The organism is Burkholderia sp. RF4-BP95 (assembly GCF_001521985.1).
Taxonomy (GTDB): domain Bacteria; phylum Pseudomonadota; class Gammaproteobacteria; order Burkholderiales; family Burkholderiaceae; genus Burkholderia; species Burkholderia diffusa.
Genome location: NZ_LOSX01000018.1, coordinates 955065 through 981345 on the forward strand (window position 1 = coordinate 955065; position 26281 = coordinate 981345).

The 26281-nt window shown below is 67.8% G+C and carries 29 protein-coding genes, 1 pseudogene and 1 riboswitch; of the genes and pseudogenes, 11 read left to right on the plus strand and 19 right to left on the minus strand.

What is annotated here, in order from left to right; all coding sequences use genetic code 11:
- Nucleotides 1–29: 29 nt before the first annotated feature.
- From WS46_RS08720 to WS46_RS08740, 5 genes are all read right to left on the minus strand, one after another.
- Nucleotides 30–1895, minus strand: coding sequence for a phosphoenolpyruvate carboxykinase (GTP) (locus WS46_RS08720; RefSeq protein ID WP_059690152.1), 1866 nt, complete (start codon nucleotides 1893–1895; stop codon nucleotides 30–32).
- A gap of 524 nt (nucleotides 1896–2419) precedes the next feature.
- Entirely contained in the window at nucleotides 2420–3196 is a 777-nt protein-coding gene (locus tag WS46_RS08725) for a glucose 1-dehydrogenase (RefSeq protein WP_059690153.1), read from the minus strand.
- A gap of 97 nt (nucleotides 3197–3293) precedes the next feature.
- Nucleotides 3294–4049 carry an SDR family NAD(P)-dependent oxidoreductase gene (locus tag WS46_RS08730; RefSeq protein WP_059690154.1) on the minus strand — a complete coding sequence of 252 codons (756 nt, stop codon included), beginning with the start codon at nucleotides 4047–4049 and terminating at the stop codon, nucleotides 3294–3296.
- Between the two features lie 9 nt (nucleotides 4050–4058).
- The gene (locus WS46_RS08735) at nucleotides 4059–4925 is read right to left on the minus strand and encodes an SDR family NAD(P)-dependent oxidoreductase (RefSeq protein ID WP_059690155.1); all 867 of its coding nucleotides are present in this window, start codon (nucleotides 4923–4925) and stop codon (nucleotides 4059–4061) included.
- A 52-nt stretch (nucleotides 4926–4977) separates the two neighbouring features.
- Nucleotides 4978–5478, minus strand: coding sequence for a nuclear transport factor 2 family protein (locus WS46_RS08740; RefSeq protein WP_059690156.1), 501 nt, complete (start codon nucleotides 5476–5478; stop codon nucleotides 4978–4980).
- Nucleotides 5479–5688: 210 nt separating this feature from the next.
- On the opposite strand from WS46_RS08740, the gene WS46_RS08745 reads away from it, so the two are divergent.
- Nucleotides 5689–6210, plus strand: a complete 522-nt coding sequence (locus tag WS46_RS08745) for a nuclear transport factor 2 family protein (protein ID WP_059690157.1) — start codon at nucleotides 5689–5691, stop codon at nucleotides 6208–6210.
- 50 nt (nucleotides 6211–6260) lie between these two features.
- Nucleotides 6261–6977: an EthD domain-containing protein gene (locus WS46_RS08750; protein ID WP_059690158.1), complete on the plus strand. Its 717-nt coding sequence runs from the start codon at nucleotides 6261–6263 to the stop codon at nucleotides 6975–6977.
- Between the two features lie 53 nt (nucleotides 6978–7030).
- Here WS46_RS08750 and WS46_RS08755 read toward each other — a convergent pair whose 3' ends face one another.
- On the minus strand, nucleotides 7031–8617 hold the full coding sequence (locus WS46_RS08755; RefSeq protein WP_059525594.1) for an isocitrate lyase: 1587 nt from the start codon (nucleotides 8615–8617) through the stop codon (nucleotides 7031–7033).
- A 413-nt stretch (nucleotides 8618–9030) separates the two neighbouring features.
- On the opposite strand from WS46_RS08755, the gene WS46_RS08760 reads away from it, so the two are divergent.
- The 4 genes from WS46_RS08760 to WS46_RS08775 all read left to right on the plus strand — a co-directional run bounded on the left by WS46_RS08760 (nucleotide 9031) and on the right by WS46_RS08775 (nucleotide 11595).
- Nucleotides 9031–9552 carry a YbaK/prolyl-tRNA synthetase associated domain-containing protein gene (locus WS46_RS08760; RefSeq protein ID WP_059690159.1) on the plus strand — a complete coding sequence of 174 codons (522 nt, stop codon included), beginning with the start codon at nucleotides 9031–9033 and terminating at the stop codon, nucleotides 9550–9552.
- Nucleotides 9549–10187: a transcriptional regulator gene (locus tag WS46_RS08765; protein WP_059450358.1), complete on the plus strand. Its 639-nt coding sequence runs from the start codon at nucleotides 9549–9551 to the stop codon at nucleotides 10185–10187. Before WS46_RS08760 ends, WS46_RS08765 begins: the two co-directional genes overlap by 4 nt.
- 54 nt (nucleotides 10188–10241) lie before the next feature.
- Nucleotides 10242–11216 carry a threo-3-hydroxy-L-aspartate ammonia-lyase gene (locus WS46_RS08770; RefSeq protein ID WP_059690160.1) on the plus strand — a complete coding sequence of 325 codons (975 nt, stop codon included), beginning with the start codon at nucleotides 10242–10244 and terminating at the stop codon, nucleotides 11214–11216.
- A 130-nt stretch (nucleotides 11217–11346) separates the two neighbouring features.
- Nucleotides 11347–11595 carry a hypothetical protein gene (locus WS46_RS08775; RefSeq protein ID WP_059690161.1) on the plus strand — a complete coding sequence of 83 codons (249 nt, stop codon included), beginning with the start codon at nucleotides 11347–11349 and terminating at the stop codon, nucleotides 11593–11595.
- 46 nt (nucleotides 11596–11641) lie between these two features.
- On the opposite strand, the gene WS46_RS08780 is transcribed toward WS46_RS08775, so the two are convergent.
- The 5 genes from WS46_RS08780 to WS46_RS08800 are packed head-to-tail and all read right to left on the minus strand — an operon-like array spanning nucleotide 11642 to nucleotide 15400.
- A complete protein-coding gene (locus WS46_RS08780) occupies nucleotides 11642–12466 on the minus strand; it encodes an SDR family NAD(P)-dependent oxidoreductase (RefSeq protein ID WP_059690162.1) in 825 nt (274 codons plus the stop codon).
- A 1-nt stretch (nucleotide 12467) separates the two neighbouring features.
- Nucleotides 12468–13343: an SDR family NAD(P)-dependent oxidoreductase gene (locus WS46_RS08785; RefSeq protein WP_059690163.1), complete on the minus strand. Its 876-nt coding sequence runs from the start codon at nucleotides 13341–13343 to the stop codon at nucleotides 12468–12470.
- A 43-nt stretch (nucleotides 13344–13386) separates the two neighbouring features.
- Nucleotides 13387–14379, minus strand: coding sequence for an NADP-dependent oxidoreductase (locus tag WS46_RS08790; RefSeq protein ID WP_059690164.1), 993 nt, complete (start codon nucleotides 14377–14379; stop codon nucleotides 13387–13389).
- Between the two features lie 54 nt (nucleotides 14380–14433).
- The gene (locus WS46_RS08795) at nucleotides 14434–15066 is read right to left on the minus strand and encodes a Dabb family protein (RefSeq protein ID WP_059690165.1); all 633 of its coding nucleotides are present in this window, start codon (nucleotides 15064–15066) and stop codon (nucleotides 14434–14436) included.
- Nucleotides 15056–15400 (minus strand): hypothetical protein, encoded by a 345-nt coding sequence (locus tag WS46_RS08800; RefSeq protein WP_059690166.1) that lies wholly within the window; start codon nucleotides 15398–15400, stop codon nucleotides 15056–15058. Before WS46_RS08800 ends, WS46_RS08795 begins: the two co-directional genes overlap by 11 nt.
- Before the next feature lie 169 nt (nucleotides 15401–15569).
- Between WS46_RS08800 and WS46_RS08805 the strand changes: the two genes are divergently transcribed.
- Complete coding sequence (locus WS46_RS08805; RefSeq protein WP_059690167.1) at nucleotides 15570–16613, plus strand: AraC family transcriptional regulator; 1044 nt, start codon at nucleotides 15570–15572, stop codon at nucleotides 16611–16613.
- A gap of 108 nt (nucleotides 16614–16721) precedes the next feature.
- Nucleotides 16722–16915: riboswitch (cobalamin riboswitch) on the plus strand.
- A 315-nt stretch (nucleotides 16916–17230) separates the two neighbouring features.
- Nucleotides 17231–19159, plus strand: coding sequence for a TonB-dependent receptor domain-containing protein (locus WS46_RS08810; RefSeq protein WP_059690168.1), 1929 nt, complete (start codon nucleotides 17231–17233; stop codon nucleotides 19157–19159).
- Nucleotides 19160–19193: 34 nt separating this feature from the next.
- Here the strand turns inward: WS46_RS08810 and WS46_RS08815 are convergent, their stop codons facing one another.
- Nucleotides 19194–19832, minus strand: a complete 639-nt coding sequence (locus WS46_RS08815; protein ID WP_059690169.1) for a LysE family translocator — start codon at nucleotides 19830–19832, stop codon at nucleotides 19194–19196.
- 114 nt (nucleotides 19833–19946) lie between these two features.
- On the opposite strand from WS46_RS08815, the gene WS46_RS08820 reads away from it, so the two are divergent.
- Together WS46_RS08820 and WS46_RS08825 are read left to right on the plus strand one after the other, a co-directional pair.
- A complete protein-coding gene (locus WS46_RS08820) occupies nucleotides 19947–20408 on the plus strand; it encodes an Lrp/AsnC family transcriptional regulator (RefSeq protein ID WP_059690170.1) in 462 nt (153 codons plus the stop codon).
- Nucleotides 20409–20471: 63 nt separating this feature from the next.
- Nucleotides 20472–20882, plus strand: coding sequence for a VOC family protein (locus tag WS46_RS08825; protein WP_059690171.1), 411 nt, complete (start codon nucleotides 20472–20474; stop codon nucleotides 20880–20882).
- Nucleotides 20883–20894: 12 nt separating this feature from the next.
- Here WS46_RS08825 and WS46_RS08830 read toward each other — a convergent pair whose 3' ends face one another.
- The 3 genes from WS46_RS08830 to WS46_RS08840 are packed head-to-tail and all read right to left on the minus strand — an operon-like array spanning nucleotide 20895 to nucleotide 22714.
- Nucleotides 20895–21242, minus strand: coding sequence for a copper-binding protein (locus WS46_RS08830; RefSeq protein ID WP_059525618.1), 348 nt, complete (start codon nucleotides 21240–21242; stop codon nucleotides 20895–20897).
- Nucleotides 21243–21281: 39 nt separating this feature from the next.
- A complete protein-coding gene (locus WS46_RS08835; RefSeq protein ID WP_059690172.1) occupies nucleotides 21282–22073 on the minus strand; it encodes a DUF2182 domain-containing protein in 792 nt (263 codons plus the stop codon).
- Nucleotides 22070–22714, minus strand: coding sequence for a DUF1326 domain-containing protein (locus WS46_RS08840; protein WP_059690173.1), 645 nt, complete (start codon nucleotides 22712–22714; stop codon nucleotides 22070–22072). The genes WS46_RS08835 and WS46_RS08840 overlap by 4 nt, the downstream gene beginning before the upstream one ends.
- 317 nt (nucleotides 22715–23031) lie before the next feature.
- On the opposite strand from WS46_RS08840, the gene WS46_RS08845 reads away from it, so the two are divergent.
- Nucleotides 23032–24195, plus strand: a complete 1164-nt coding sequence (locus WS46_RS08845) for an MFS transporter (RefSeq protein WP_059690234.1) — start codon at nucleotides 23032–23034, stop codon at nucleotides 24193–24195.
- 23 nt (nucleotides 24196–24218) lie between these two features.
- Here the strand turns inward: WS46_RS08845 and WS46_RS08850 are convergent, their stop codons facing one another.
- The 4 genes and pseudogenes from WS46_RS08850 to WS46_RS35155 all read right to left on the minus strand — a co-directional run.
- A complete protein-coding gene (locus WS46_RS08850) occupies nucleotides 24219–24467 on the minus strand; it encodes a hypothetical protein (RefSeq protein ID WP_059690174.1) in 249 nt (82 codons plus the stop codon).
- Nucleotides 24468–24697: 230 nt separating this feature from the next.
- Entirely contained in the window at nucleotides 24698–25228 is a 531-nt protein-coding gene (locus WS46_RS08855; RefSeq protein WP_059690175.1) for a transferase hexapeptide repeat family protein, read from the minus strand.
- A gap of 3 nt (nucleotides 25229–25231) precedes the next feature.
- Nucleotides 25232–26182, minus strand: a complete 951-nt coding sequence (locus tag WS46_RS08860) for an electron transfer flavoprotein subunit alpha/FixB family protein (RefSeq protein WP_059690176.1) — start codon at nucleotides 26180–26182, stop codon at nucleotides 25232–25234.
- Nucleotides 26183–26198: 16 nt separating this feature from the next.
- A pseudogene (locus tag WS46_RS35155) lies at nucleotides 26199–26281 on the minus strand (electron transfer flavoprotein subunit beta/FixA family protein); the annotation flags it as partial.

Below are 26281 nucleotides of genomic sequence, written 5' to 3' on the forward strand. Positions count from 1 at the left end.
TCGTTGCTTCGTTGCTTCGACCCGGATCGTCAGCCGCCGATGCGCTGCTCGATCTTCTTCATCGTGTCGGTCAGTTCGGCCGGCAGACGCAGCTTCAGCGTGTCGAACAGCGCCGCATGCAGCTTCAGTTCCTCGCGCCATTCGCCGGCGTTCATCGACGTCACCGCCTCGAACTGCTCGCGCGTGAAGTCGAGCCCGTCCCAGTGCAGGTCGTCATAGGCCGGCGACACGCCGAACGCATGGTCGCCGCCGCCGCCGTTGCCCTCGAGGCGATCGAGCATCCATTTCAGCACGCGCATGTTCTCGCCGAAGCCCGGCCACACGAACTTGCCGTTCGCGTCCTTGCGGAACCAGTTCACGCAGTAGATCTTCGGCAGCGTGGCGCCGGCGCCTTCGATCTGCTTGCCGAGCTTCAGCCAGTGCGCGAAATAATCGCTCATGTTGTAGCCGCAGAACGGCAGCATCGCGAACGGGTCGCGGCGCACGACGCCCTGCTGGCCGGCAGCCGCGGCGGTCGTCTCCGAGCCCATCGTCGCGGCCATGTACACGCCTTCGATCCAGTCGCGCGCCTCGGTCACGAGCGGCACGGTCGTCGAGCGACGGCCGCCGAAGATGAACGCGTCGATCGGCACGCCGGCCGGATTTTCCCAGTCCGCGTCGATCGACGGGCATTGCGATGCCGGCGCCGTGAAGCGCGAGTTCGGGTGCGCGGCCTTGCGGCCGGTTTCCTTGCCGATCTCCGGCGTCCACGGGTTGCCCTGCCAGTCGGTCAGCTTCGCGGGCGGCGTTTCGGTCAGGCCTTCCCACCACACGTCGCCGTCTTCCGTCAGCGCGACGTTCGTGAAGATCACGTTTTCCTTCAGCGTCGCGATCGCGTTCGGGTTGGTCTTCACGCCCGTGCCCGGCGCGACGCCGAAGAAACCGGCTTCCGGATTGATCGCATATAGGCGCCCATCACGGCCCGGCTTCAGCCACGCGATGTCGTCGCCGATCGTCGTGACCTTCCAGCCGTCGAAACCCTGAGGCGGGATCAGCATCGCGAAGTTGGTCTTGCCGCACGCGGACGGGAACGCCGCCGCGACGTGATACTTCTTGCCGGCCGGCGACGTCACGCCGAGGATCAGCATGTGTTCGGCGAGCCAGCCCTGGTCGCGGCCCATCGTCGACGCGATGCGCAGCGCGAAACACTTCTTGCCGAGCAGCGCGTTGCCGCCGTAGCCCGAGCCGAAGCTCCAGATCTCGCGCGTATCGGGGAAGTGCACGATGTACTTGACCGGGTTGCATGGCCACGGCACGTCCTTCTGGCCCGCTTCGAGCGGATGGCCGACGCTGTGCACGCACGGCACGAATTCGCCGTCCTCGCCGAGCACGTCATAGACGTCGCGGCCCATGCGCGTCATGATCCGCATGTTCACGGCCACGTACGGGCTGTCCGACAGCTCGACGCCGACGTGCGCGATCGGCGAGCCGAGCGGGCCCATCGAGAACGGCACGACGTACAGCGTGCGGCCGCGCATCGAACCGCGGAACAGACCGTTCAGCGTCTCGCGCATTTCTTCCGGCGCGATCCAGTTGTTGGTCGGGCCGACGTCGTCGGGCGATTCGGTGCAGATGAAGGTGCGGTCCTCGACGCGCGCGACGTCGGACGGATCGGACTGCGCGAGATACGAGTTCGGGCGCTTCGCCGGATTCAGGCGCGTGAGCGTGCCCTGATCGACCATCGCCTGGCACAGCGCGTCGTTTTCTTCCTGCGAGCCGTCGCACCAGACGACGCGGTCGGGCTCCGTGAGCGCCGCGATACGCGACACCCAGTCGATCAGTTTGCGATGCTTGACGAATGCCGGGGGAGCGATCAGCGGGCCGTGCGTCGCTTCGGCCAGATTGTTTTGCGACATGGAAATGTCTCCAGACTATTGGGCGGGGATGGGGGATGCGGGACGCGCCCGCGAGATGGGGAATGCGATCGGAGCGCAGGAAGCAGCGACGCGCAAGGCGGGACACGCGAGCGGAGCGCGTGTCGATGCCGCGATGCGGGCGAGAGAATGTGATGTCTCGTATGAGCGTGCGAACGCGAGTTTCGCCATGCAAGCAACCTGCCGTACAACTCCATGCCGGCCAGCATACCATCGCCGTTATCGTGCGGGCGTTGCGTTGCAACAAGAAACAACTGTGACGACACGCCGGCATGCCGCTTGCCGGCGCGTCCTTTTCACTGCACCGACGCGTGAGCTTTGGGGACGAAACGGCTGGAACGTCCGTCCTGCAAGGGTTTCGCGAAAACGGAAAAATCGCGCGACAGGTTCGCATGCGATGCACGCGAACGATCGCGGCGCAGATTCGTGTTTTCGCTACTCAGGCAAACCCTGAATTAGGTTGCGCACACAAACATCCATCGCGCATGCGTCGTGTGCGCTACCGCTCAAAACGGCGCGCCCGGCAATCCGGGGTAATACGCGCCTGCCGCCATCCCGCCGTCGACGGACAGTTCGGCACCGTTGCAGTACGACGCTTCGTCGCTCGCGAGAAACAGCGTCGCGCGCGCGATTTCGTCTGGCAAGCCGACGCGCTGCAGCGGCACGTGCGTGTAGTGCTTGTTGATCTCGTCGAGCGGCGCGCCGGTCGGATTCGACATCGCGGTGTTGACGCCACCGGGATGGATCGAATTCACGCGCACGCCCTGGTGGCCGAGTTCGAGCGCCGCCACCTTCGTCAGGCCGCGCACGCCCCATTTGCTCGATACGTAGGCGGCCAGCGCGTTCACGCCGCGCAGCCCGTCCACCGACGAGATGTTGACGATCGACCCGCTCTTCTGCGCGATCATGCGCGGCGCGATCGTGCGAATGCCGACGAAGGTGCCGACGAGATTGATCGATACCGCGCGCTCGAAATCCCGTTTCGACAATTCGGTGATCGCGCCGAACATCAGCACGGCCGCGTTGTTCACGAGCACGTCGATGCGGCCGAACTGCTCGACGGTCGCATCGGCGACACGCGCCCAGTTCGCCTCGTCGCTCACGTCGAGTCGCATGAAGCGTGCCGCGTCGCCGAGTTCGCGCGCAAGCGCCTCGCCTTCCGCGTCGAGCACGTCGCCGATCACGACGCGCGCGCCCTGCTCGACGAACAGCCTGCATGTCGCGGCGCCCATCCCGCGCGCGCCGCCCGTGACGATCGCCACCTTTCCTTCCAGTCGACCCATGTCGCTCTCTCCTCGATGCTCTCCGATTCCGGTTTGCCGGCCGCGACGCGCTGCCACGCGCATCGGTGCCGGCCCTTGATGTGCTTCGCGTTCGCCGTCAGCCCCAGTACGCCTGCCCGCCGTCGAGCGGCAGCGTGGCGCCCGTCAGGTACGCGGCGTCGCGGCTCGCGAGAAACACGATCGCGCGCCCGATGTCCTGCTCGCAGTCGCCGACGCGGCCGAGCGGGATCGTGCGGAAGAACGCGGCCGCTTCGTCCGGATTCGCGTCGATCCAGCCCTTCAGCCCCGGCGACAGCGCATGCGGCGCGACCGCGTTCACGCGGATGCCGTCGGCGCCCCATTCGCATGCCGCCGCACGCGTGAGCGCGCGAATCGCTTCCTTGGTCGCCGCGTAGGCGCCATAGCCCGACGCGTCCCAGCGCACCGCGGCCGACGACGCGAAATTGACGATCACGCCATCGCCCTTCAGATGCGGATGGCACGCGCGCATCATTCGCAGCGTCGCGATCGGCCCCGACTCGAGGCCCGCGAGAAAATCCGTGTCGCTCACGTCGAGCAGGCGGCCGAGCGGCACGACCTGCGCGTTGTTGATCAGGATCTGCACGCCGCGAAACCGCTCGACGACCGCATCGACGCAGCGCGCGATCTGCGCGGCGTCCATCACGTCGCACACGAACGGCTCCGCGATACCGCCGCGAGCGCGGATCGCGTCGCAGGTCGCGACGAGCTTGTCGCGCGTGCGGCCGACCACGGCCACCTGTGCGCCTTCGGCCGCGAGCGCGTGCGCGACGCCTTGCCCGACGCCCTGCCCCGCGCCCGTCACGAGCGCGACCTTGCCTTCGAGGATGCCCATCTGCACTCCTTAAGCGACGATCGCCGGATGAGCCTGCACCGGCCCGCCAAGCAGTTCGCGATACGACGGCGGCTGCTTGCCGTCGACATCCGCGATGCCATACTGCAGCGCGGCTTCCGCGCCGACCAGCACCTGCCCCGACAGCGCCATGCGCTGCGGATCGGCGTGGATCGCATGAATCACGCGGCCGGTGAATTCCGGGCTTTCGGCAACGAGCGAGAATTCCTTGTAGAGATCCGGATGCTCGTCCCACACGCGCGTCGTGCGTTCGGTGCGCAGCGGCCCCATCCAGATCGACACGGCCGCGACGTCGAACGGTTTCAGGTCGACGGCCATGTCCTTCGCGAACTTGTCGACGCCGGACTTCTGCGCACCGTACGCGGCGCCGTGCATGTAGCAGCTCGCGCCGAACGACGACGTGAACGCGATCAACCCGCTGCGGCGCCTCGCCATCAGCGGCGCGGCGTGCCAGCTCGCGACGTACGCCGAGCGCAGCCCGACGTCGAGGATGTTCACGAGGTCGAGCGACTTCTCCCAGAACGGGCCCGGCATGATCAATTGGTCGTGCAGGTAGGTCGCGTTGTTGACGAGGATGTCGAGCCGCCCGCTGTCGCGTTCGACGCGCTCGAACAGCGCCTTCACCTGTGCGTCGTCCGCGTGGTCGCACGCGACGGCGATTCCGCGGCCGCCGAGCGCGTCGATCTCGCGCGCCGTTTCGTGGATCGTGCCGGGCAGCGGCGCGTCGCCTTCGTTCTGCGAGCGGCCCGTCACGTAGACGGTCATGCCGGCCGCACCGAGCGCGCGCGCGATGCCCTTGCCCGCGCCGCGCGACGCGCCCGTCACGACGGCGACCGGCGCCTCGTTGTTCTGTGCCATGTTCGATGTCTCCTGAGGATTGCTTTTCAACCTGCGTGGGTAGTGCGCGTCGTCACGCGGCAGGCGGCTGCGCGCCGGCGAACAGCACGCCCGGCGCATCGCCGTCGTAGCTGGCAGAGAGCGTCGACGTGACGACGCAGCGCGTGCTCACGATCTTCCATTCGCCGTCGACCTTCCGGTATTCGTCGTCGTAGGTCGCGCCGAGCTGCGTGAGCGTGCGCGCGTTGGTGTCGAGCATCTGGTAATGCAGGCCCCACGTGCCGCGCGCATGCGTGTCGTCGAGCACGGTGATGTCGGGATTCACGCCGTGATGCATCTCGACGATGTGCGGGTGGCAGCCGAGCCGCTCGAACACGTCGACGAGCGCGTCGCGGTGGTCGAACGTGCCGATCCGGCCGTAGTCGATGTGCACGGTGCCGGGCGCGAAGCAGTCGCGCATCCCTTGCGGATCCTTCCGGTCGCAGCACGTGAAGTAGCGCGCCTTCAGGCGGCGGATCGCGTCGGCGTCCTCCAGCCTGCGCACGCGCGCTTCCATTCGTTCGATCGGGGTCATGCCGTCTCCTTGGTCTCGTGTGCGCGGATCGAAGCCGCGTCGACGCCACGTTACAGGCGCAAGGAAGGCCGGCCATCACCTGTTTGGATGAACCCCGATTCCGTGTATCGGCAAGGTTGAACGCAGCCCCCGCGGCGTTCGTCCGAACAGACGATGTGATGCAGGCGGCTTCGTTCCTACCATCGAACGACACCACCACGAGACACGGCGATGGACGAGACGACCCGCACGCTCCACGAGTACGAGCAGATCCGCAAGCTGAAGTACCGGTATTTCCGCGCGGTCGACACGCACGACTGGTCGCTGCTCGCGCAATGCATGACCGAGGATTGCGAGGCGCGCCTGTACGGCGGCCGCTATGCGTACGACGGCCGCGACGCGTTCGTGTCCAGCCTGCGCGAACTGATCGGCAAGCCGACCTTCCTGACGATGCATCACGGCCACCACCCCGAGCTCACGCTGGTGTCCGCCGATCACGCGTGCGGCGTGTGGTTTCTCGAGGATCATGCGATCAATCTTGAGGATAACTACCTGCTGCACGGCACCGCGTTCTACGACGACCAGTACGTGAAGCGCGACGGCGTGTGGCGCATTCATGCGACGCGTCACGAGCGCCTGTTCGAAACCGTCACGTCGCCGATTCCGCCGTCGTTCACGCTGACCGCCAACCGCTTCGCACCGGGCGCGCGCGACGCATCCGGTGCGACCGATCCGGCCGTCAGCGCTTCCTGAAACCCGGCGGCAGCGCCGCCGACCTCGTCATTCCCTTTGGAGCCGGAGCAATGGAGAAAGTCATTTACGTGTTGTGGCGCGATGCACAGGCCGCGCCCGAGCAGTGGAGCCGCAGCGTGCGCGCGCAGCTCGCCGACAAGCTGCTGTCGCTAGGCGCGCACGGCGTGCAGGTCAACGTTGCCGACGCCGATGTCGCGCCGGCCGCCGGCCTGAAGCAGACCAACACGCACCCGGGCATCGACGGCATCGTCGCGATGTGGATCGACAGCGCGAACCCGATGTTCCGTCAGCCGTTCGACGACGCGGTGCGCGCGATCGTCCCGCACATGGCCGCGTATCTCGTCACGGAGTCGCAGCCGATTCCGAACACGCGCTTTCCTGCGCAGCCCGGCGAGCGCACGAGCGGCTTCTCGCAGCTCGCATTCCTGAAGCGCCCGCCGCGCCTCACGCACGAAGCATGGCTCGACGTATGGCACGGCCATCACACGCGCGTCGCGATCGATACGCAGGACAATTTCCTGTACGTGCAGAACGTGGTCGTGCGCGTGCTCACGCATGCGGCGCCCGGCTACGACGCGATCGTCGAGGAATGCTTCCCGGCCGCCGCGATGACCGATCCGTACGCGTTCTTCGATGCGGTCGGCGACGAGGAGAAATTCCAGCGCAACGTCGCGGAAATGATGGACAGCTGCGGACGCTTCATTGATTTCGACAAGATCGACGTGGTGCCGACGAGCCAGTACGTCGTGAAGGCCGTGCGCGGATAAAAAAAACGCCAACCCGTCATGAACGGGTTGGCGTCGTGCCGCGGGTATGACGATTACGAGAACTGGTTCATCGTGTTGTCCTTGCCCGCCGCCTTCAGTGCTGCTTCGCCGCTGAAGTATTCCTTGTGGTCGTCGCCGATATCCGAGCCGGACATGTTCTGGTGCTTGACGCACGCGATGCCCTGACGGATTTCCTTGCGCTGCACGCCGGCCACGTAACCGAGCATGCCCTGGTCGCCGAAGTATTCCTTCGCGAGGTTGTCGGTCGACAGCGCGGCGGTGTGGTACGTCGGCAGCGTGATCAGGTGATGGAAGATGCCTGCTTCACGCGATGCATCGGCCTGGAACGTACGGATCTTCTCGTCGGCGAGCTTGGCCAGTTCGGTCTCGTCGTACTCGACGCTCATCAGCTGCGCACGGTCGTATGCCGACACGTCCTTGCCCGCTGCCTTCATCGCGTCGTACGCCTGCTGACGGAAGTTCAGCGTCCAGTTGAACGACGGGCTGTTGTTGTACACCAGCTTCGCGTTCGGGATGACCTTGCGGATTTCGCTGACCATGCCGCCGATCTGCGCGATGTGCGGCTTTTCCGTTTCGATCCACAGCAGGTCGGCGCCGTTCTGCAGCGACGTGATGCAATCGAGCACGCAACGTGCTTCGCCCGTGCCCGCGCGGAACTGGAACAGGTTGCTCGGCAGGCGCTTCGGACGCAGCAGCTTGCCGTCGCGCTTGATGACGACGTCGCCGTTGCCCAGCTGGTCAGCCGACAGCTCTTCGCAGTCGAGGAACGCGTTGTACTGGTCGCCCAGGTCGCCCGGCGCGTTGGTCACGGCGATCTGCTTGGTCAGGCCGGCGCCGAGCGAGTCGGTACGGGCGACGATGATGCCGTCGTCCACGCCCAGCTCCAGGAACGCGTAGCGGATCGCGCGGATCTTCGCGAGGAAGTCCTCGTGCGGCACGGTCACCTTGCCGTCCTGGTGGCCGCACTGCTTCTCGTCGGACACCTGGTTCTCGATCTGGATGCAGCACGCGCCCGCCTCGATGAACTGCTTGGCCAGCAGGTACGTCGCTTCGGCGTTGCCGAAACCGGCGTCGATGTCGGCGATGATCGGCACGACGTGCGTCACGTGGTTGTCGATCTTTTCCTGGATGGCGGCTTTCGCAGCGGCATCCTTGGCGGCATCCAGCTCGCGGAACAAGCCGCCGAGTTCACGTGCGTCGGCCTGGCGCAGGAACGTGTACAGCTCGCGGATCAGCGCGCTGACCGAGGTCTTTTCGTGCATCGACTGGTCCGGCAGCGGGCCGAACTCCGAGCGCAGCGCGGCGACCATCCAGCCCGACAGGTACAGGTAACGGCGTTCGGTGCTGTTGAAGTGCTTCTTGATGGAGATCATCTTCTGCTGGCCGATGAAGCCGTGCCAGCAACCCAGCGACTGCGTGTACTTGGCCGGATCGGCATCGTACGCGGCCATGTCGGCGCGCATGATCTTCGCGGTGTACTTGGCGATGTCGAGGCCCGTCTTGAACTTGTTCTGGGCACGCATGCGGGCGGCATACTCGGGGCTGATGGCATTCCACGCGCTGCCGTGGTTTTCCTTCAAGCCAGCCACTGCCTTGATGTCGTCTTGATATTGGGACATGTCAATCTCCTGGGAACGAAGCGCATTTGAGTAAAGGGTTCAGCGTGCCCGCTCCGTGTGACGAAGCGAACTGCATGGACTCAATGGTAACGCCGCCCGATGCGCTTTCGGCGAAGTCTTATATAAGACATAAGATATAAATTTCGCTTGTTTTTCAATGAGATAAGCAATGCGTTTTGCGATGCAAAACAGGTTTTCAAGCGGCGGGACGGCCGTGCGGCGGGAATTCTCCACGCATTCCGCGATATGAAACGGCCTTTCGGCAGTTGGTGGGACGACAAACGCGGCGGCCCATGCTTCGGGCCTTTGCCACGCGCATGACAAAACGTCTATACTTGGACAATTCATCGACGACGAACCGAAGCGCGTCGTCCCCCGCGTACCGCGATGCGCCCCCTCCTGCCCGGATCGACATGAGCGACTATCCCGTTTTCGACGCGCTGTGCGAGCTGCTGAACACCTCCGGCGCGCGGTTCCGCGTGCTGGACCACCCGGCCGAAGGCAAATGCGACGTGATCGCCGCGATTCGCGGCACGCGTCCCGAACAGGGCGCGAAGGCGATGCTCTGCACGTTCAAGGACGGCGGCGACATCACCGCGCTCGCGGTCATCCCTGGCCATCTGAAGATCGATTTCCGCAAGGTCGCCGACGCGGTCGGCCGCCGCAAGGCGACGCTCGCGCCGCCCGAACTCGCCGCCACGGTCACGCGCTGCGTGATGGGCGCCGTGCCGCCGTTCGTGTTCGACCCGAACGTGACGCTCGTCGTCGACCCCGCGCTGATCGAACTCAACGACGAAATCGCGTTCAACGCGGGCCGCCTCGACCGCTCGGTCGTGCTCGACGCGTCCGACTACGTGCGGATCGCCCGCCCGCTGATGGCCGACATCACGCGCCCGGAAACGACCGACGCGCCCGCGCGCGAGGCCAATACATGACCACGCCCCGCCCCAGGCCGCAGTCGGAACAGGCGTCGCTGATCGAGCAGGTGCTGCGCATCGCCGAAGGGCTCGGCGCCATGTTCGCGCCGTTCACCGAAGTCGTCGTGCACGACCTGCGCACGCCGGAGCACGCGATCCTCGCGATCCACAACAACCTGTCGGGCCGCGCGATCGGCGATCCGGCGACCGAACTCGGGCTCGCGCGCATCGAGGACGACGACTTCCCGCAAGTGCTCGCGAACTACGCGAACCGCTTCGCCGACGGCCGCACCGCGAAAAGCACGTCGATCGGCATCAAGGATTCGAGCGGCCGCTATGTGGCCGCGCTGTGCCTGAACGCGGACGTCACGCTGTTCCGCGGTTTCCAGGGGATGCTGAACCAGTTCTGCAGCACCGAAGGCGCGCCGGTCGCCGAAACGCTCGACCCGGCCGGCGCGGATGCGATCCGGCAGCGCATCGACGCGTTCGCGACGCGCCTCGCGACCACGCCGCGCGAGCTGAAGACCGACCAGCGCCGCGAGCTGATGCAGACGCTGAAGGCCGACGGCTTCCTCGAGGTGCGGCGCGCGATGGAAATCGTGTCGCAGCACCTCGGCGTGTCGCGCGCCACCGTATACAACGATGCGAAATGACCCTGCGCGTGACGGACGCGCGCCCTGTTGACCGACTCTTCCGACGAGCGACTCATGAATACTCCGACCCTCCCCACCTACGACGACGTCGCGGCCGCCGCGGCACGGCTCGACGGCCACGCGCACCGCACGCCCGTGATGACGTCGCGAACGATCGACGAAGCGCTCGGCGCGCAGGTGTTCTTCAAGTGCGAGAACCTGCAGCGCATGGGCGCGTTCAAGTTCCGCGGCGCGTTCAACGCGCTGTCGCGCTTCGACGCGACGCAGCGCCGCAACGGCGTCGTCGCGTTCTCGTCCGGCAACCATGCGCAGGCGATCGCGCTGTCGGCGCGCATTCTCGGCATCCCGGCGACGATCGTGATGCCGCAGGACGCGCCGGCCGCGAAGATGGCCGCGACGCGCGGCTACGGCGGCAACGTCGTGACCTACGACCGCTATACCGAGGACCGCGAGCAGATCGGCCGCGCGCTCGCGGAGCAGCACGGGCTCACGCTGGTGCCGCCGTACGACCACGCGGACGTGATCGCGGGCCAGGGCACGGCGGCGAAGGAACTGTTCGACGAAGTCGGGCCGCTCGACGCCGTGTTCACGCCGCTCGGCGGCGGCGGCCTGCTGTCGGGTACGGCGCTCGCGACGCGCGCGCTGTCGCCGCAAGCGAAGCTGTACGGCGTCGAGCCGGAAGCCGGCAACGACGGACAGCAATCGTTCCGGTCCGGGTCGATCGTCCACATCGACACGCCGCGCACGATCGCCGACGGCGCGCAGACGCAGCACCTCGGCAACCTGACGTTCCCGATCCTGCGGCGCGACGTCGACGACATCCTGACCGCGACCGACGCGGAACTGGTCGACTGCATGCGCTTCTTCGCGACCCGTATGAAGATTGTCGTCGAGCCGACCGGCTGCCTGTCGCTCGCGGCCGCGCGCCGGATGAAGGACGAACTGAAAGGCAAGCGCGTCGGCATCGTGATCAGCGGCGGCAACGTCGATCTCGAGAACTTCTGCGCGCTGGTCGCCGCATCCGCGTGACCGTCACGGCGCGCCGATGACCGCATGAACATCCTGTCATCCGCGCGCCGCCGCTCCTTCACGACGCGTTAAGTTTCGCGCCCTAGACTGAATGCGTTGTCCCGCAGTCAGTCGTGAAGAAGGAGTTGCCATGAACACGCACGCGATCGTCGCCGCCGCCCTCGCGGCAGCATCCCTCACGGCATTCGCTCAACCGGGCGCGACGCCATCCGTTTTTTCCGCCACGTCGCCGCACGACCCGGTCGCTCAGGCCGCCTACCGTTCGCCCGCCGCGCTGCCGCATGCCGGCCTCGTGCTCGCGAAGATCGATCAGAACAATACGCCGCCCGACCGCGGCGGCGATCCAGGCGGCCGCACGCGCGCCGGCACGCACATGTAACCTTGCGCGAGCCGGCCGCGTCGGTCGGCCGGCCCGCGTCCCCCCGTCACAACGACGGCAGCGACGGATCGCGCGCGGCGAGGATGTCCGCGGTGCGCCGCTGCAGCGCGCCGTCGATCGTCTCCGGCTGCGGAATCAGCCAGTAACGCCCGTCACGAATGCCGTCGAACGCCCGCGCCGCGAATGCGTCGGGCGTGAGCCCGTGCGCGTTCAGCATCGCGCGCATCGTGTCGACGAAGCCCTGCACTTCGGGCCGGTCGTGCGCGGCACCGAACGGGGCGTTGAAGATGCCCGTCTGCACCGGGCCCGGCGCGAGCAGCGACACGCCGACCGGCGCGCCGAGCATCTTCAGTTCGCCGTACAGCGATTCGGTCAGCGCGACCACCGCGAATTTCGTCGCCGAGTAAGGCGACATCAACGGGCTCGGCAGGAACCCGCCGACCGACGCGGTATTGACGATGCGCGCGGGCACGTTGCGCTCGAGCATGCGCGGCACGAAGCTGCGAATCCCGTTCAGCACGCCGTGCACGTTGATCGCGAAACTGCGCTCGAACCGTTCCGGCGTGATTTCCCAGCTGAAGCCGGTCGCCATCACGCCCGCGTTGTTGAACAGCAGGTCGACGCCGCCGAAGCGCCGCCACGCGGCGTCGGCCAGCGCGTCGACGGCTTCCGGGCGGCTGACGTCCGTCGGCACGCACAGGACGTCGGTGTCGAGCGTCGCGGCGAATGCGTCGAGCTTCGCCGGGTCGAGATCGGCCAGCACCACGCGCATGCCGAGCCCGGCGGCATGGCGCGCGAGCCCGCTGCCGATACCGCTGGCCGCGCCGGTGATCACGGCGGTACCGCCGTCGAAGCGAATCGAAGTCGTCATGTCAAAGTCCTGTCGGGTCGATGCGCGGATGCGCGTACGCGGGAACCACGGGCGGCGGCAACGGCGAGCGGCCGTCGAGCGAGCGCACCGCGAGCCCCTGCGACAGCGGGAAATGCAGGCTGTGCGCGACGAGGCCCGTGCGCTCGCTTGCCGGCAGGCTGCACAGCGCGAGCGCGGTTTCCGCGAGATACGCGACGTCCTCGGTCGGATAGCCTTCGGGGATGTAGCGGGCCGCGCCCGGCGTGCGGATCGCGGTGCTCGGCGCGACCAGGTTCACCGCGATGCCGTCGGCTTCGAGCTCGGCCGCGAGCCCTTGCGTGAAGCGCGACAGCGCGGCCTTGACCGCCGCATAGACGGTCGCGCCGCCCGCGCGCGAGAAATCGTCGAACGGCCGCGGCGGCGCGAGCGCCGTGACCGAGCCGACGTTCACGATCCAGCCGGCGCCGCGCGCGCGCATCAGCGGAATCGCGGCCTGGCTCAGCGCGAACGGGATGCGCAGATAGTGCTCGATCGTCGTGTCGAACATCGTCATCGGCATCGCGTCGACGCGCGCGTAGTCGGCCACGCCCGCGTTGTTCACGAGGATGTCGAGGCCGCCGGCCGCCTGCGCCGCGCGGCCGACGAGCGCGTCGCGCTCGGCCGGGTTCGACAGGTCGGCCGCCAGCGCGATCGCGCGGCCGCCCGCCTGCTCGATCAGCGCGACCGTTTCGGCGAGCGTGCCGGCGGTCGTCGCGGATTGCGTGAGGCTGCGTGCCGTCACGACGACGGTCGCGCCCTCCGACGCGAGGCGCTGCGCGATCGCGCGGCCGATGCCGCGGCTCGCGCCGGTCACGAGCGCGCATTTGCCCGCGAGCGTCGCGGTTCGGGTGTCGGTCATGATGTCTCCGGTAAAGGGGGTGTCGTGCGCGGACCGTTCCGTGTCAGCCCGCGATATCCGCAACGTGCAGCACGAACTTGGTTTTCGCGTCGCCCGTTTGAACGAGATCGAGCGCGCGCGCCGCCTGTTCGAGCGGGAAACTGTCGAAGCGCGGCACGCGCAGCACGCCCCGGCCGAGCCGTTCCGCGATCGCCGCCAGCGTGGCGCCGCTCGGCATCCGGCTGTACGTCATCGCGGTGCGCAGGCCGCGCCGCGCGGCTTCGGCGCCCTGCGCGGCCAGCCGCTCCGCATCGCCGGCCGCGAGCGTCATGATGTTCACGAGCGTGCCGCCCGGTGCCAGCAGGTCGAGTGCATCGGGCAGCGTGTCGCCGCCGACCGCATCGAGCACGAGATCGACGCCGCCGGGCGCCCACGCCCGCACGGCCGCCGCGATGTCCTGCGCGCGATAGTCGATGCTCGCCGCCGCGCCGAGCGCCGCGACGCGCGCGCGATTGCGGGCCGAGCACGTCGCCGCGACGCGCGCGCCCGCCTGCACGGCAAGCTGGATCGCGAACGTGCCGACCGCGCCCGCGCCGCCGTGCACGAGCACGGTTTGCCCGTCACGCAGCGCGCCGTCGTCGAACAGGCCGGCCCATGCGGCCAGCGCGGGCGTCGGCGTGGCGGCCGCTTCCGCGAAGCCGACCGCGTCGGGCAAGCGCACGACCGAGTCGTGCCGCACCGCGACGTATTCCGCATACGCGCCCCAGCGCCCCGCGCCGACGTCGGTCTGCGCGAACACGCGCATCCCCGGCACGAAACCTTCCACGCCCTCGCCGACCGCCTCGACCACACCGGCCGCGTCGAAGCCGATCACGAACGGAAACGTGATCTGCATGAACGCGCCGAGATAGCCTTCGCGGCATTTCCAGTCGGCGGGATTGACGCCCGCGTACGCGACGCGGATCAGCACGTCGCCGGGGCCCGGCCTCGGTGCGGGAACGTCGGCCATTCGCAGCGCGTCGGAATGGCCGACGCGGTCGATCAGCAAGGCTCGCATGGTGGTGTCTCCAGGGTTGTCGTTTGCATGGCGGCGGGTCGCATGCGCCGCGCGTCACGCGGCCGTGTCGGCCAGCAGGCTCGACGCGAGCGGACAGAACGCGTGCGAGATCGCATCGACCGTCCAGTCGGGGCTTTCGGCGTCGAAGCGGCGGTCGACCCAGCCCCAGTGATACGGATGCAGCAGGTATTCGCCGAGCAGATCGCCGGCGTGCGCGAATTCCTGTTGCCAGACGTGGGTCCACGCACCCGGCGTCACGATCCGGCTCAGCCGCCAGTTGCGGATGCCGGGCATGAACGCGGGCATGCGCAGCAGTTCGCGCTCGAGGTCGCGCACCTGTGCTTCGTCGGCCTTCGGCCGCACGCGCAGCATCAGCGTGCGCCATACGCCGTCGCGCAGCGCCGGCTCGCGCAGGCCGCCGCCGATCGCCCGGCATGCGGCGCCGTCGATCCGCACGACGCCCGGTATGCGGGCCAGCGCGGTGAAGTCCGGCGCGCGGTCGGCCGCCCGTTCGTCGCGCAGCACGTCGAGCGTGTAGTCGCCCGCGTTCCAGCACCCGTCCAGATTGCGCGCGAGCGCCACGCGGGTCGCGCCGGGCAACGCTTGCGCGGCGTCGCGCAATGCACGTTCGAACGCGCCGGCATCGTCGGTCGCCGAAACGAATATCTGCGCCGTGTCATGCCGCATGCTCGACCTCCGTCAGCGCAGGCAGCGGCGCATCGGCGTCCGTCATCACATGGCGGCGGCGGGCGTCGCACAGCGCGTCGACGGCCATCCAGAACGCGACCACGTCGCCGTCGGTCAGCGCGCGCATCCGGTAGTACGCCGGCGCATCGGCAACCTGCCACGTCAGCCACAGCGTGCTCGGCTGCCCCGGCACCGCGACGGGCGGCGACACCCAGCGGCCGGCCGCCGTCAGTCCGCGCGCCGCGTGGCCCGGCAAATATCGGTCGCGCAGCAGCGCCAGCACGTCGGGAATGCGCTCGGGCGCGAGGGTGATTTCGTCTACGATCTGGATCATTCGCGGGTCGTCTCGGGAAGTTCGTGGCGCAATGCGATGCCGGTCGCCTACGCCGTTCCGGCGAGGCCGGAAGCGGCCGGCGTGGATAGCATTCTTGCGTGGCGACGGCCGGCGAACCCCTACCGGCCCGCTCAACGGCCCCTGTCGTAACGCTCAGATCGGGAGAGAGATGAAACAGCGCGCAATGCCGGCACGCGGCCGCATGCTGCCGGGCCTCGGCGCCCGCCTGCTGGACGAGCTGACGCGCAGCGGCGCACCGCCGGCGGAACGACCGACGACGCCGGCCGCCGACGTCGCGTCGACGACGCCCGGCGGCTTCGTCGCGCTGTACCGCGACGCGATCGAGCGGCTCGAGGCGCAGGTTGCGCGCGGCAACGGCCATCCGCCGATGCGCAAGCAGGAAGTCGACCTGATGTGCCGCTGCCTGCTCAGTTGCGCGACGCTCGCCGATGCGATCCGCTGCGCGGCCGAATTCTGCGAGATGCTGACGCCGCGCGCCGGTGCGCTGTCGCTTGCGGTGCGCGACGGGCGCGCGACGTTTCGGATGGATTCGCTGCGCCGCACGCGCAGCCCGGCCGCGTGCCTCGTCGACCTGACGGGCTTGTTCTGCTATCTGCAGCAGTTCGGCTGGCTGATCGGGCAGCCGCTGCGACCGGACGAAGTCTGGCTCGGCCATCCGCGCCGCGACGACGCGATGCCGCTGCTCGGGCTGTTCAACGCACCGGTCGACGTCGGCCGTAAAACCTATGGTTTCGCATTCGACGCCGCGCGGCTCGATGCCCGCGTGATCCGCCAGCCGGGCGAGCTGGCCGCGTTCCTCGTCGATTTTCCGTTTCGTCTGATCGATGCGGCGCCGGCCGTCGTGGCATGGGCGCAGCAGGTGCGCGGCTTTCTCGACGCGGCGCTCGCGCGCGAGCAGGCGCTGCCCGCGCTTGCCGAACTGGCGACATGGCTCGGCGTCAGCGAGGCGACGTTGCGGCGGCGACTGGCGGCCGAAGACAGCGGCTATCACGCGTTGCGCGAGCAGTGTCTCGCCGACGTCGCGCGGCGCTGCCTGCGCGAGTCCGATTGGCCGGTCGCGCGGATCGCCGCGCATCTCGGGTTCGGCGGCGAGGAAGCATTCCGGCGGGCGTTCGTGCGATGGACGGGCGTCGCGCCGAGCCGGTTCCGCCGCGATTGCCGCGCGGCCAGCGCGCCCTTTCCTCAGATGTAAAGGGATCCTCATGTCTCGCAAGCGAGGATCTGGAAAGAATCCGGCGAGCACTGACGTTTTTTCGCATCCCCGCGCGCTTCGCCGATTGACGCGCCGGAGCGCTCGCCATTACGCTTGCGCGCTGATGGTTCCCGGAGACGGGATCAAAAGGGAACGCAGGAGAGGCAGCGCCTCGAATCTGCGGCTGCCCCCGCAACTGTGAGCGGCGAATCCGCACTACTCCAAGCCACTGGGAAACCGGGAAGGCCGGTGCGAATAGCGACCCGCGAGCCAGGAGACCTGCCATCGACCCGAGGTCCAAGCAGCCGCGCCGGGCGGGGTGTCCCGGAGCGCCAGGCACCGCCTTTGGCGGTCGCCCCCGTTGCATGGACGGCCCGACCTCAGGACCCTTCAGATGTCCAGTCTTTCCGCCTCCGCTTCCTCGCCGGAAGCGTCGTGCCGTCGCGCCAGCCATGGGCGCGGCGTGTCCGCACGCGTGTGCCGTGCCGTGTCGTTCGATCCGCGCGACGACCGCCCAAGCCGTCCGGTCTCGCGATAGACGGATACGAACCCGGGCGGTACGCACCGCCACCCGCTTACGCTCGCCGTACCTGCAACACGATCACGCTCATTGCCTCATGAACCTTCGCCACTTTCTCGCCACGTCCGCCGCCACGGCGCTGTTCGCCCCGATCGCCCATGCCGCCGGCGACACGGCCCTCCCGCAGCCGCCCCAACCCGCCGCAGCCGCCGACCTGCCGACGATCAGCGTGACCGACACGCGGCACCTGCCCGAATCGTTCGACCAGCGCTATGCGACGACACAGGTGCTCACGCGCGCCGATCTCGATCGGCTGTCGCCGAGCGACCCGAGCATCACGCAGGCGCTCGCGACGCTGCCGGGCGTGACCGTCTCGCAAAACGGCGGCCCCGGCTCGTCGGCGTCCGTGAGCATCCGCGGCTCGTCCGCCAATCAGGTCGCGGTGTTCATCGACGGCATCCGGATCGGCTCGCCGACGACCGGCATCGCGCCGTGGGCCGACCTGCCGACCGACGCGTTCGAACGCGTCGAGGTGATCTCGGGGCCGGCCGCCGCATCGTTCGGCGCGAACGCGATGGGCGGCGTCGTGCAACTGTTCACGCGCCGCGCCGCCGGCCAGCCGAACCAGACGACCGTGTCGTTCGGCGGCGGCTCGAACAAGACCTTCGACACGCAGGTGCGCACGTCGGGCACCGTGCCGTCGACGGGGCCGCTCGCCGCGCTCGGCGGCCTCACCTACACGCTCGGCCTGCACAGCTACAACACGGCCGGCATCGACGCAACGCGGCCGTTCGCCTACGGGCACGAGGACGGTCGCAATCCGTATCACGCGCAGGACCTCGATGCGCGACTCGGCTACGCGCGCGACAACTGGTCGATCTCGACGTTCGCGCTGTATCACCGCTCCGACCTGTCCTATGACAACGCCGGCTTTGCGAATCGCGAGCTCGATCATCAGCTGACGACCGGCATCGCGTTCCATCTCGACATCACGCCCGACACCCAGTTCGACCAGTCGTTCGGTTATGCGAACGACCGCCAGTTCCTGTACGCGAGCGACCCGACCATTCCGACCGACCAGATCAACTCGCAGCGCATCAGTTCGTCGACGTCGCTGACCCATCAGGAACACGGCTTCCGGCTGTTCGGCCTGCCGCTGTCGGGCGAGACGAAGGTCGCGTACGACTTCACACGCGAACAGGCCTTCCTGCCCGTCGACGTGCCGGACGGCGTGCCCACGCGCAACGACTCCGCGTTCTCGCTGCATCAGTCGGCGACGCTCGGCAGCGTCACGATGTTCGTCGCGGGGCGGCACGAGATCATCGCCGGGAAGGCCGTGAACACCGGCAACGCCGCGCTGTCGTGGGCCATCACGCCGGTTTATACGGCACGCGTGTCGTACGGCAACGCGTTCCGCCTGCCCTCGTTCAACGACCTGTACTACCCGGGCTACGGCAACCCGGACCTGAACCCGGAACGCAGCGATTCGGTCGAGGCCGCGCTCGATGCGAACACGGCGTACGGCACGTTCAGCGCCGCGATCTACGACACGCGCATCAACAACCTGATCGCCTACAACCCCGCGACGCGCTCGCCGATGAACATCGGTCGCTCGCATATCCGCGGCATCGACCTGTCGTACAAGGGCACGATCGGCCGTTATACGCCGGTGAGCGTCGCGGTCGGTTTCCTGAATCCGCAGGACGAAACCAACGACAGCTGGCTCAACCGCCGGCCGCGCCAGACGGTCAGCGTCAACGTCGACCACACGTGGGACGAATTCAACCTGCACGCACTGAGCACGGGCGCGTCGCTGAACTACGGCGGCACGACGTTCGACGACCCGGCCAACACGACGTATCTGCCGTCGTACCTGACCGTGAACCTGCGCGCGTCGTACAGGATCAATTCGCACCTGACGGTGTCGGCGACGCTGTCGAACCTGTTCGACCGTCAGTACATGACCGCGTACGGCTACAACACGCTCGGCCGCACCGCGTTCGGCAAGGTCAGCTACACGTTCTGACCGCGCACGCGGTGTACCGGTGCCGCGGCGCGCGTCATGACCAGACGACGCCGCGCATGCCCGCGATCAACTGGATCGCGCCGAACACCGCGATCACGACGGCCGACACGCGCGACAGCCCGTGCATGAACGTCAGCGGCATCTTCGCTCGCAACGCGGCGGTCGCGCCGCTCAGGCACAACCACCACGTCGCGGATCCGAGGAACACGCCCGCGACCATCGACGCCACGGTCGGCCCCATCGTGCCTGCATGCGTGCCCGCCTGCGGGCCGAGCGCCGCGAAGATCCCGACGAACGACAGGATCGTCATCGGGTTCGACAGCGTGAGGCCGAAGGTCGTCAGGAAATCGCGCAGCACGGTCGTGCGCGGCACGTCCTGCACCGCCGCCGACGCGGCCGGCGCCTGCCGCGCGATGGACCAGGCCAGCCACACGAGGAACGCGCCGCCGACGATTTTCAGCGCGACGGTCAGCATCGGAAACGCGGTGACGATGCCGGCGACGCCCAGCGCGCCGAGCAGCCCGTAGATCGCATCGGCGCACGCGGCGCCGATGCCCGTCGCGAACCCCGCGTGAAAGCCGCGGCTCAGGCTGCGCTGGATGCAGAGCATGCCGATCGGGCCGACCGGCACGGCGATCGACAACCCCATCACGACGGACTTGATGAACAGCATGGCCTGCTCCTCGCGACATGCAATGACATGAACCGCATCGTAGGGAAAGTCCGGTCGCCGCTGAAGACGGTTTTTAAGGAAAAATGGGGCCTTCACCTTAAAAACTCCGCCGCGATGGACGAACTCGACTGGAAGATACTCGCGCTGCTGCAGGCCAACGGCCGCATCAGCTACACGGAGCTGGCGCGCCAGGTTCACCTGTCGGTGCCGGCGGTGACGGAACGCGTGAAGCGCCTCGAATCGGCCGGCGTGATCGACGGCTACACGGCGCGGGTCAATCCGGCCGCGGCCGGCTACCCGGTGAGCGCGCTGATCGGCATCACGGTGCCGCAGCCGGCGAAGGCGAAGTTCCTGAAGCTGCTGGAGACGATTCCCGAAGTGGTCGAGTGCCATCACGTGACCGGTGCGGATTCCTACGTGATGCGGTTCGTCGCCGTCAGCATGGCGCACCTCGAGCAACTGATCGAGCGCATCAACCTGTACGGCGAAACGCGCACGTCGATCGTGATGTCGACGCCGCTGCCGGCGCGCGGGCTCGCACGGCCGGCAGCGCCGGTCAAAGGCACGCGGGGGTGACAGGACGCCCCGCGTTGCGCGATGCTGTGCGCGACGCACCTTGCACGAACCGGACAACCTGCCATGTCAGTGATCGGACTCAATCATTACAACCTGCGCGCGGATCGCGCCACGCTCGATACGCTGCGCGATTTCTACGTGAACGTCGTGGGCCTCCGGCCCGGCTATCGACCGCCGTTCCAGAGCAACGGCTACTGGCTCTACGCGGGCGCGCAGGCGATCCTCCACCTGTCGGAAGCGCGGCCGGGCGAGGTTCGGCCGGCGCACGTCGTCAACACGTTCGACCATATGGCGTTTTCATGCGAGAACGCGGCCGACATGGAACGGCGCCTCGCCGACGCGCAGGTCCGGTACTCGCGCACGTACGTGCCGCTCACGCACCAGCTTCAGCTGTTTTTCGCCGATCCGGCCGGCAATGGCGTCGAGTTGAATTTCGCTGAAGCCGAGGGTGACTCCGGCGACGGACCGGGTTAGCACCGGCGATCGCTACTGCCGTTGCACGAGCTTCACGATCGTCAGCGTGCCCGCCACGCGCTCGACCCGGACCTTGACCTTGTCGCCCACGTGCAACGACTCGATCATCGCCGGGTCGCCGGCCTTGAACGCCATCGTCATCGGCGCCATCCCGACGTTCTCGAGCGCGCCGTGCTTCAGCGTCACCATGCCGTGCGCGGCATCGATCCGCTTCACTTCGGCATCGGTCAACGCCGAATCCGGCGCCGACATCTTCATGTCGCCCATGCTCATGTCGGACATGCTCCCGCCCGCACGCACCGGCGTCGCGACGACGGCCATCGCGCCGAGGACTGTGATGGCGAGGCATCGGATTTTCATCGAGACACTCCGTTGTTCAGCCAAAGACGCACGCGCCCGCTACACCAGCAACGTCGCGACCGCCCACGCGATCAGCACGATGCCCAGTGCGCGACCCATGCGCTCGCCGCCCGGCAACACCTTTTCGACAAGCACGAACAGCGACAACGCGACGATCCACACGACGTTCATCACGCCGCCGACGAACAGCAGCGCCATCAGCAGCCAGCAGCAGCCCACGCAATACGCACCGTGCCGCACGCCGAGCAGGAAGCTGCCGGTGACTCCCGGGCGCCAGTACGTCGTGAGAAACCGGACCGGCGACCGGCATTGCCGCAGGCACGCCTGTTTCAGCGGCGAGAATTGATAGGCGCCGGCCAGCGCGAGGACGATCGCGGACAGCGCGGCGCTCTTCGACCACAGCATCATTCCGGAGATCAGGCCGGCAGGCTGCAGCAGCATCTGCAGCACGGCGGCGGCGACCGAGAACGCCAACCAGGCGGCCAGGTAGCCGGCCAGCAGGAACGCCGACGTCACGGCCGCCCCGTCGCCCTGCGCACCGCGATGCCGCAGCACGCGCCGGTACAACAGCACGAGCGGCGCCGCGCCGGGCGTCATCATCGCGATCATCATCACCCACCACATCAGGACCACGGTCGCCAGCGACGGATCCATGGCCCCCATGTCGTCGGCCAGCCGATGCGGAAACAACGCCACCGCCGTCATGTCCAGCGCCGACATGCCGGTGCCCGCGCCCGTCCACAGGTAGACCCAGCACGCGCCGACGAGCGCGGCCATGCCGAGCAGCGTGACGACGCGCTCGCGTCCGAGAAAATCGCCGACGGGGATCATGCCGCGACGCGATGCCGGATCAGCCCATGGTTGTTCAGGTGCAGCCGCGCGAACTGCGCGTAGCTCCGCTCGAGATTCAGCTCGATATGGCCACGCGACCGGCCGGTGCCCGAACCGATCTCGGCCAGCTCGTATTCGAAGCCGTGCGGCAGGTCGATCCGCACGCGATGCTCGGCGCCCGTCACCGGATTGCGGATCGGTTCGCCGACGATGTCGAACACGCCCTCGACGCCGATCCGGCCGCGCCGCGCGTCGACATCGACGTCGAAATCGATCTTCGCGAAGATCGGATCGTATGCGTGCTCGAGCGTCGACGCGAACACGGAGAACATCGTCGCGAACGGATCGGTGTCCTGACCGGTCATGATCTTCAGCACGGCCTCGCACTGCGCCGAACTCGCGCGCTCGTCGACGATCGGCTGGCACCGTCCGTGGCCTTCGTGAATCGGCCCCGGCCACTGGAACACGACCGCGATCCGGACGCCATCGAGCACCACGTCGCCGTAGTGGCCGCTTTCGATCGAAATCGCACCCATCGCTTCGCAGTTGCCGTGCGTCGGCAACGAATTGAACTGGCAGGGGCAACCGTATGAGCAATTGCAGTTCATTAGTTCGGTTCCCTGAATCTCCCAAGGCGTCATGGCTTCACCTCGCGCGTTCGGTGGCACGTAATGCTTCGAATCTAGTGCAGCGCACAGGGGAAAGCAAAGGCCGCGCGAGACGCGCGAACGAGCGAAGTAAATGCCGCCGCCGGCGTCGTGCGACGACGCTGATCGGACGAATGCGTTGTCGTCGTGCGGGGCCTCCGGCGCGCCCGGTGGACCATGTTCGAACCACGTCCGACAGGAGCCGATGGCGCGATCACGTCATCGCAAATGCGGGCATCCCGCATCGTCCTGGTCCATACTGTCTCGCATTCGACGATTTCTGACCGTCTCTGCCGCCCCGGATGGCTGTCATGCGCGTTCAAACTGCGTTGCTCTTTCTCGTCGGCACCCTGCTCACCGCGGGCGGCTACGGCGCAACCTTCCTGCTGTCGATGCGTTTTCGCGCGATCGGCGGCAGCGATCTCGATACCGGAGCCGCACTGGCCGCCGCGACCGTCGGCACCTTCGCCGGTCTGGCGGTGGTCGGCTGGTTCTCGCGGCAGATCGGCGCCGCGCAGATCGCCGCGCTGTCGTCGCTGTGCATCGGCGCCGGCATCGTCGGCTTCGCACTCGTCGGGCGCGCGCCGGCCGCCGATTTGCCGTCCGGCTTCCTGGTCGGCTTCGGCTGGGGCGCGTTTCACCTGGCCGCGCCGATGTCGCTGGCCGAGCGGACCAGCGGCGCCGCCCGGAACGTGTGGTTCTTCCGCTCGGCGACTTTCCAGATGACGGGGATCGGCGCGTCCCCGGCGTTCGCCTCGTATGCGATGCGCATGCTCCACTGGTCGATCGACGACACGCTTTATGCGGTCGGCGCGTTGTGCGCGCTCGCCTCGCTGATGTTCGAAGCGTTCGGTCGCCTGTGTCCGCACCCGCCCGCCGCGGCATCCGGCGGCCGCTGGGTGCGCGAACTCCGGGCCATCTCGCGCACGCGCGCGGCCGCGCCGATCGCGATGATCGCGCTCGGCACCTGCGTGTTCTCCGGCCTGATGACGTTCCAGATGTCGTTCATGCAAGGCACGCAGGCGCGCGCCGGCACATTCTTCAGCCTTTACACGATGACGGTGCTGAGTGCGCGCTGGCTGCTTGGGAAATGGGTCAGGATGGCGCGCCCCGAAACCGCGACCAAGGGGTTGCTCACGATGATGATGCTCGGTGCGCTCGCCATGTTCGGCGCCGCCCAGCATGCATCGCTACAGGCCGTCGCGGCCGTGCTGCTCGGCGCCGGCTACGGGCTCATGTATCCGGTCATCCAGGCACAGGCGCTCAACGATTGCGCGGATACGCAACGGCATGGCGTGCTGACGTGGTTCGTCGCGTCGTATTTCATCGGCACGTTCGGCTTTCCGTCGGTCGGCGGCTGGGTCATGGTGCATGCCGGCAAGGGCGCGTTGCTGATGCTCATCGCGAGCTGCGGTCTCGCGGCGCTGTCGCTCGCGTTCCTGCACGACCGGCCGGCGCCGGTGCGCACGCAATAGGCGGCTGCGCGGCACCCGCTCGGCTAACCGGGTTTCTTCGGCGCGCGGGCGACGGCGAACCATCCCATCACCGCGCCCGCGACCCACGCGCAGGTCAGCAGCAGGTCGAGGTCCATCATTCCTTCGAAATTCGCACTGTTCTCGAAGCTGCAATGCCGGCTGCCGAGGAACGCGATGCAACCGCTGGCGACCCACTGGACGTGCATGAATATGTGATAGACGGCGAAAGCCGAAGCGATGATGGCGACGCGCAGGCGTGTGGTCGTTTTCATTCGGCGCCGGAGGCGGAGGGATGGTCTGACGCCGATCTTAAGACAACGACGCCGCATCAGGCAATCGATCCCGCGCGAACGTCACGACCGGCATGCGCGAAGGCGAATCGCCATCCGCACAAACCCCGAGAAAAACCATCGCACCGTGCACGGAGCCGTAGTATTCACGCCGCGCGACGACGGCTTTCTGGCCGGCAAGCATCCGCCGCCGGATCGATGACGCGCATCGCCTACGCGCCGTCGATCTGCTTGAGCGTCCTCAGGCAATCCACCGCGAGCTGCTGATAGACGCGCGTGCCGTTCGCCTTCGCGTCGATCTCCGCTGCGCTCAACCGCCGCACCACGCGCCCCGGCACGCCGGCGAGCAGCACGCCGCGCGGCACGACGTAGCCGGCCTTCACGAACGCGCAGGCCGCGACGATCGTCGTCGCCCCGATCGTCGCGCCGTCCATCACGACCGCGTTCATCCCGATCATCGTGTCCGGCTCGAGCGTCGCGCCGTGCACGATCGCGCCGTGGCCGATGTGGCTGGTCACGCCGAGCCGGCACGTCTCGCCGATGCCGACGTGCAGCACGCAGCCGTCCTGCACGTTGCTGCCGTCATCGACGACGATCGCGCCGAAGTCGCCGCGCAGGCTGGCATGCGGGCCGATGTAGCAGCCCGCGCCGATCGTCACGTCGCCGATCACGACCGCGCTCGGATGAACGTACGCGGACGGATCGACGCGGGGCCGCATGCCGTTGAATTCGAACAACGGCATCGCTCAGAGCGCCGCGGCCGCTTCGGGAACGAGCGTGAACAGATCGCCGACCACGCCGTAGTCGGCCACGCTGAAGATCGGCGCTTCGGGATCCTTGTTGATCGCGACGATCACCTTCGAATCCTTCATGCCGGCCAGATGCTGGATCGCGCCCGAGATGCCGACCGCGATGTACAGCTGCGGCGCGACGATCTTGCCGGTCTGGCCGACCTGATAGTCGTTCGGCACGTAGCCGGCGTCGACTGCCGCGCGCGATGCGCCGAGTGCTGCCGACAGCTTGTCGGCCAGCGGCTCCAGCACCTTCGTGTAGTTCTCGCCGCTGCCCAGGCCGCGGCCGCCCGACACGATGATGCTCGCCGACGTCAGCTCCGGACGATCCAGCTTCGTCACTTCACGGCTCACGAACTGCGATTTGCCCGCATCGGCCGCCGCTTCGATCTTCTCGACCGCCGCGCTGCCGCCTTCGGCCGCAACCGGATCGAAACCCGTCGCACGCACCGTGATCACCTTGATCGGATCGCTCGATTGCACCGTCGCGATCGCGTTGCCCGCGTAGATCGGACGCTCGAACGTGTCGGCCGAATCGACCGCCGTGATGTCCGAAATCTGTGCGACGTCCAGCTTCGCTGCGATGCGCGGCGCGACGTTCTTGCCGTAGGCGGTGGCCGGCGCGAGGATGTGCGAGTAGTCCTTCGCGATGGTCAGCACCGTCGCTTCGATGTTCTCGGCGAGACCGTCGGCAAGCTGCGGCGCGTCGGCCAGCAGCACCTTCGACACGCCTGCGATCTTCGCCGCTGCGTCTGCCGCTGCTTGCGCGTTGTGCCCCGCGACCAGCACGTGAATGTCGCCGCCAATCTTCGCAGCCGCCGCCACCGTATTCAACGTCGTGGCCTTGATCGGCGAAGCGCCGCCTGCCGATGCCGCATCGTGCTCGGCGATTACCAGAATCGTCATGTCCGTCCGCTCCCTCTTACAGCACCTTGGCTTCGGTCTTCAGCTTCTCGACCAGCGTCTTCACGTCCGGCACCTTCACGCCGGCCGCGCGCTTCGGCG

Excerpts from the sequence above, each read along its gene's own strand:
- WS46_RS08720 (WP_059690152.1), bottom strand. The coding sequence starts at position 1,895 with ATGTCGCAAAACAATCTGGCCGAAGCGACGCACGGCCCGCTGATCGCT.
- WS46_RS08725 (WP_059690153.1), bottom strand. The coding sequence starts at position 3,196 with ATGGGTCGACTGGAAGGAAAGGTGGCGATCGTCACGGGCGGCGCGCGC.
- WS46_RS08730 (WP_059690154.1), bottom strand. The coding sequence starts at position 4,049 with ATGGGCATCCTCGAAGGCAAGGTCGCGCTCGTGACGGGCGCGGGGCAG.
- WS46_RS08735 (WP_059690155.1), bottom strand. The coding sequence starts at position 4,925 with ATGGCACAGAACAACGAGGCGCCGGTCGCCGTCGTGACGGGCGCGTCG.
- WS46_RS08740 (WP_059690156.1), bottom strand. The coding sequence starts at position 5,478 with ATGACCCCGATCGAACGAATGGAAGCGCGCGTGCGCAGGCTGGAGGAC.
- WS46_RS08745 (WP_059690157.1), top strand. The coding sequence starts at position 5,689 with ATGGACGAGACGACCCGCACGCTCCACGAGTACGAGCAGATCCGCAAG.
- WS46_RS08750 (WP_059690158.1), top strand. The coding sequence starts at position 6,261 with ATGGAGAAAGTCATTTACGTGTTGTGGCGCGATGCACAGGCCGCGCCC.
- WS46_RS08755 (WP_059525594.1), bottom strand. The coding sequence starts at position 8,617 with ATGTCCCAATATCAAGACGACATCAAGGCAGTGGCTGGCTTGAAGGAA.
- WS46_RS08760 (WP_059690159.1), top strand. The coding sequence starts at position 9,031 with ATGAGCGACTATCCCGTTTTCGACGCGCTGTGCGAGCTGCTGAACACC.
- WS46_RS08765 (WP_059450358.1), top strand. The coding sequence starts at position 9,549 with ATGACCACGCCCCGCCCCAGGCCGCAGTCGGAACAGGCGTCGCTGATC.
- WS46_RS08770 (WP_059690160.1), top strand. The coding sequence starts at position 10,242 with ATGAATACTCCGACCCTCCCCACCTACGACGACGTCGCGGCCGCCGCG.
- WS46_RS08775 (WP_059690161.1), top strand. The coding sequence starts at position 11,347 with ATGAACACGCACGCGATCGTCGCCGCCGCCCTCGCGGCAGCATCCCTC.
- WS46_RS08780 (WP_059690162.1), bottom strand. The coding sequence starts at position 12,466 with ATGACGACTTCGATTCGCTTCGACGGCGGTACCGCCGTGATCACCGGC.
- WS46_RS08785 (WP_059690163.1), bottom strand. The coding sequence starts at position 13,343 with ATGACCGACACCCGAACCGCGACGCTCGCGGGCAAATGCGCGCTCGTG.
- WS46_RS08790 (WP_059690164.1), bottom strand. The coding sequence starts at position 14,379 with ATGCGAGCCTTGCTGATCGACCGCGTCGGCCATTCCGACGCGCTGCGA.
- WS46_RS08795 (WP_059690165.1), bottom strand. The coding sequence starts at position 15,066 with ATGCGGCATGACACGGCGCAGATATTCGTTTCGGCGACCGACGATGCC.
- WS46_RS08800 (WP_059690166.1), bottom strand. The coding sequence starts at position 15,400 with ATGATCCAGATCGTAGACGAAATCACCCTCGCGCCCGAGCGCATTCCC.
- WS46_RS08805 (WP_059690167.1), top strand. The coding sequence starts at position 15,570 with ATGAAACAGCGCGCAATGCCGGCACGCGGCCGCATGCTGCCGGGCCTC.
- WS46_RS08810 (WP_059690168.1), top strand. The coding sequence starts at position 17,231 with ATGAACCTTCGCCACTTTCTCGCCACGTCCGCCGCCACGGCGCTGTTC.
- WS46_RS08815 (WP_059690169.1), bottom strand. The coding sequence starts at position 19,832 with ATGCTGTTCATCAAGTCCGTCGTGATGGGGTTGTCGATCGCCGTGCCG.
- WS46_RS08820 (WP_059690170.1), top strand. The coding sequence starts at position 19,947 with ATGGACGAACTCGACTGGAAGATACTCGCGCTGCTGCAGGCCAACGGC.
- WS46_RS08825 (WP_059690171.1), top strand. The coding sequence starts at position 20,472 with ATGTCAGTGATCGGACTCAATCATTACAACCTGCGCGCGGATCGCGCC.
- WS46_RS08830 (WP_059525618.1), bottom strand. The coding sequence starts at position 21,242 with ATGAAAATCCGATGCCTCGCCATCACAGTCCTCGGCGCGATGGCCGTC.
- WS46_RS08835 (WP_059690172.1), bottom strand. The coding sequence starts at position 22,073 with ATGATCCCCGTCGGCGATTTTCTCGGACGCGAGCGCGTCGTCACGCTG.
- WS46_RS08840 (WP_059690173.1), bottom strand. The coding sequence starts at position 22,714 with ATGACGCCTTGGGAGATTCAGGGAACCGAACTAATGAACTGCAATTGC.
- WS46_RS08845 (WP_059690234.1), top strand. The coding sequence starts at position 23,032 with ATGCGCGTTCAAACTGCGTTGCTCTTTCTCGTCGGCACCCTGCTCACC.
- WS46_RS08850 (WP_059690174.1), bottom strand. The coding sequence starts at position 24,467 with ATGAAAACGACCACACGCCTGCGCGTCGCCATCATCGCTTCGGCTTTC.
- WS46_RS08855 (WP_059690175.1), bottom strand. The coding sequence starts at position 25,228 with ATGCCGTTGTTCGAATTCAACGGCATGCGGCCCCGCGTCGATCCGTCC.
- WS46_RS08860 (WP_059690176.1), bottom strand. The coding sequence starts at position 26,182 with ATGACGATTCTGGTAATCGCCGAGCACGATGCGGCATCGGCAGGCGGC.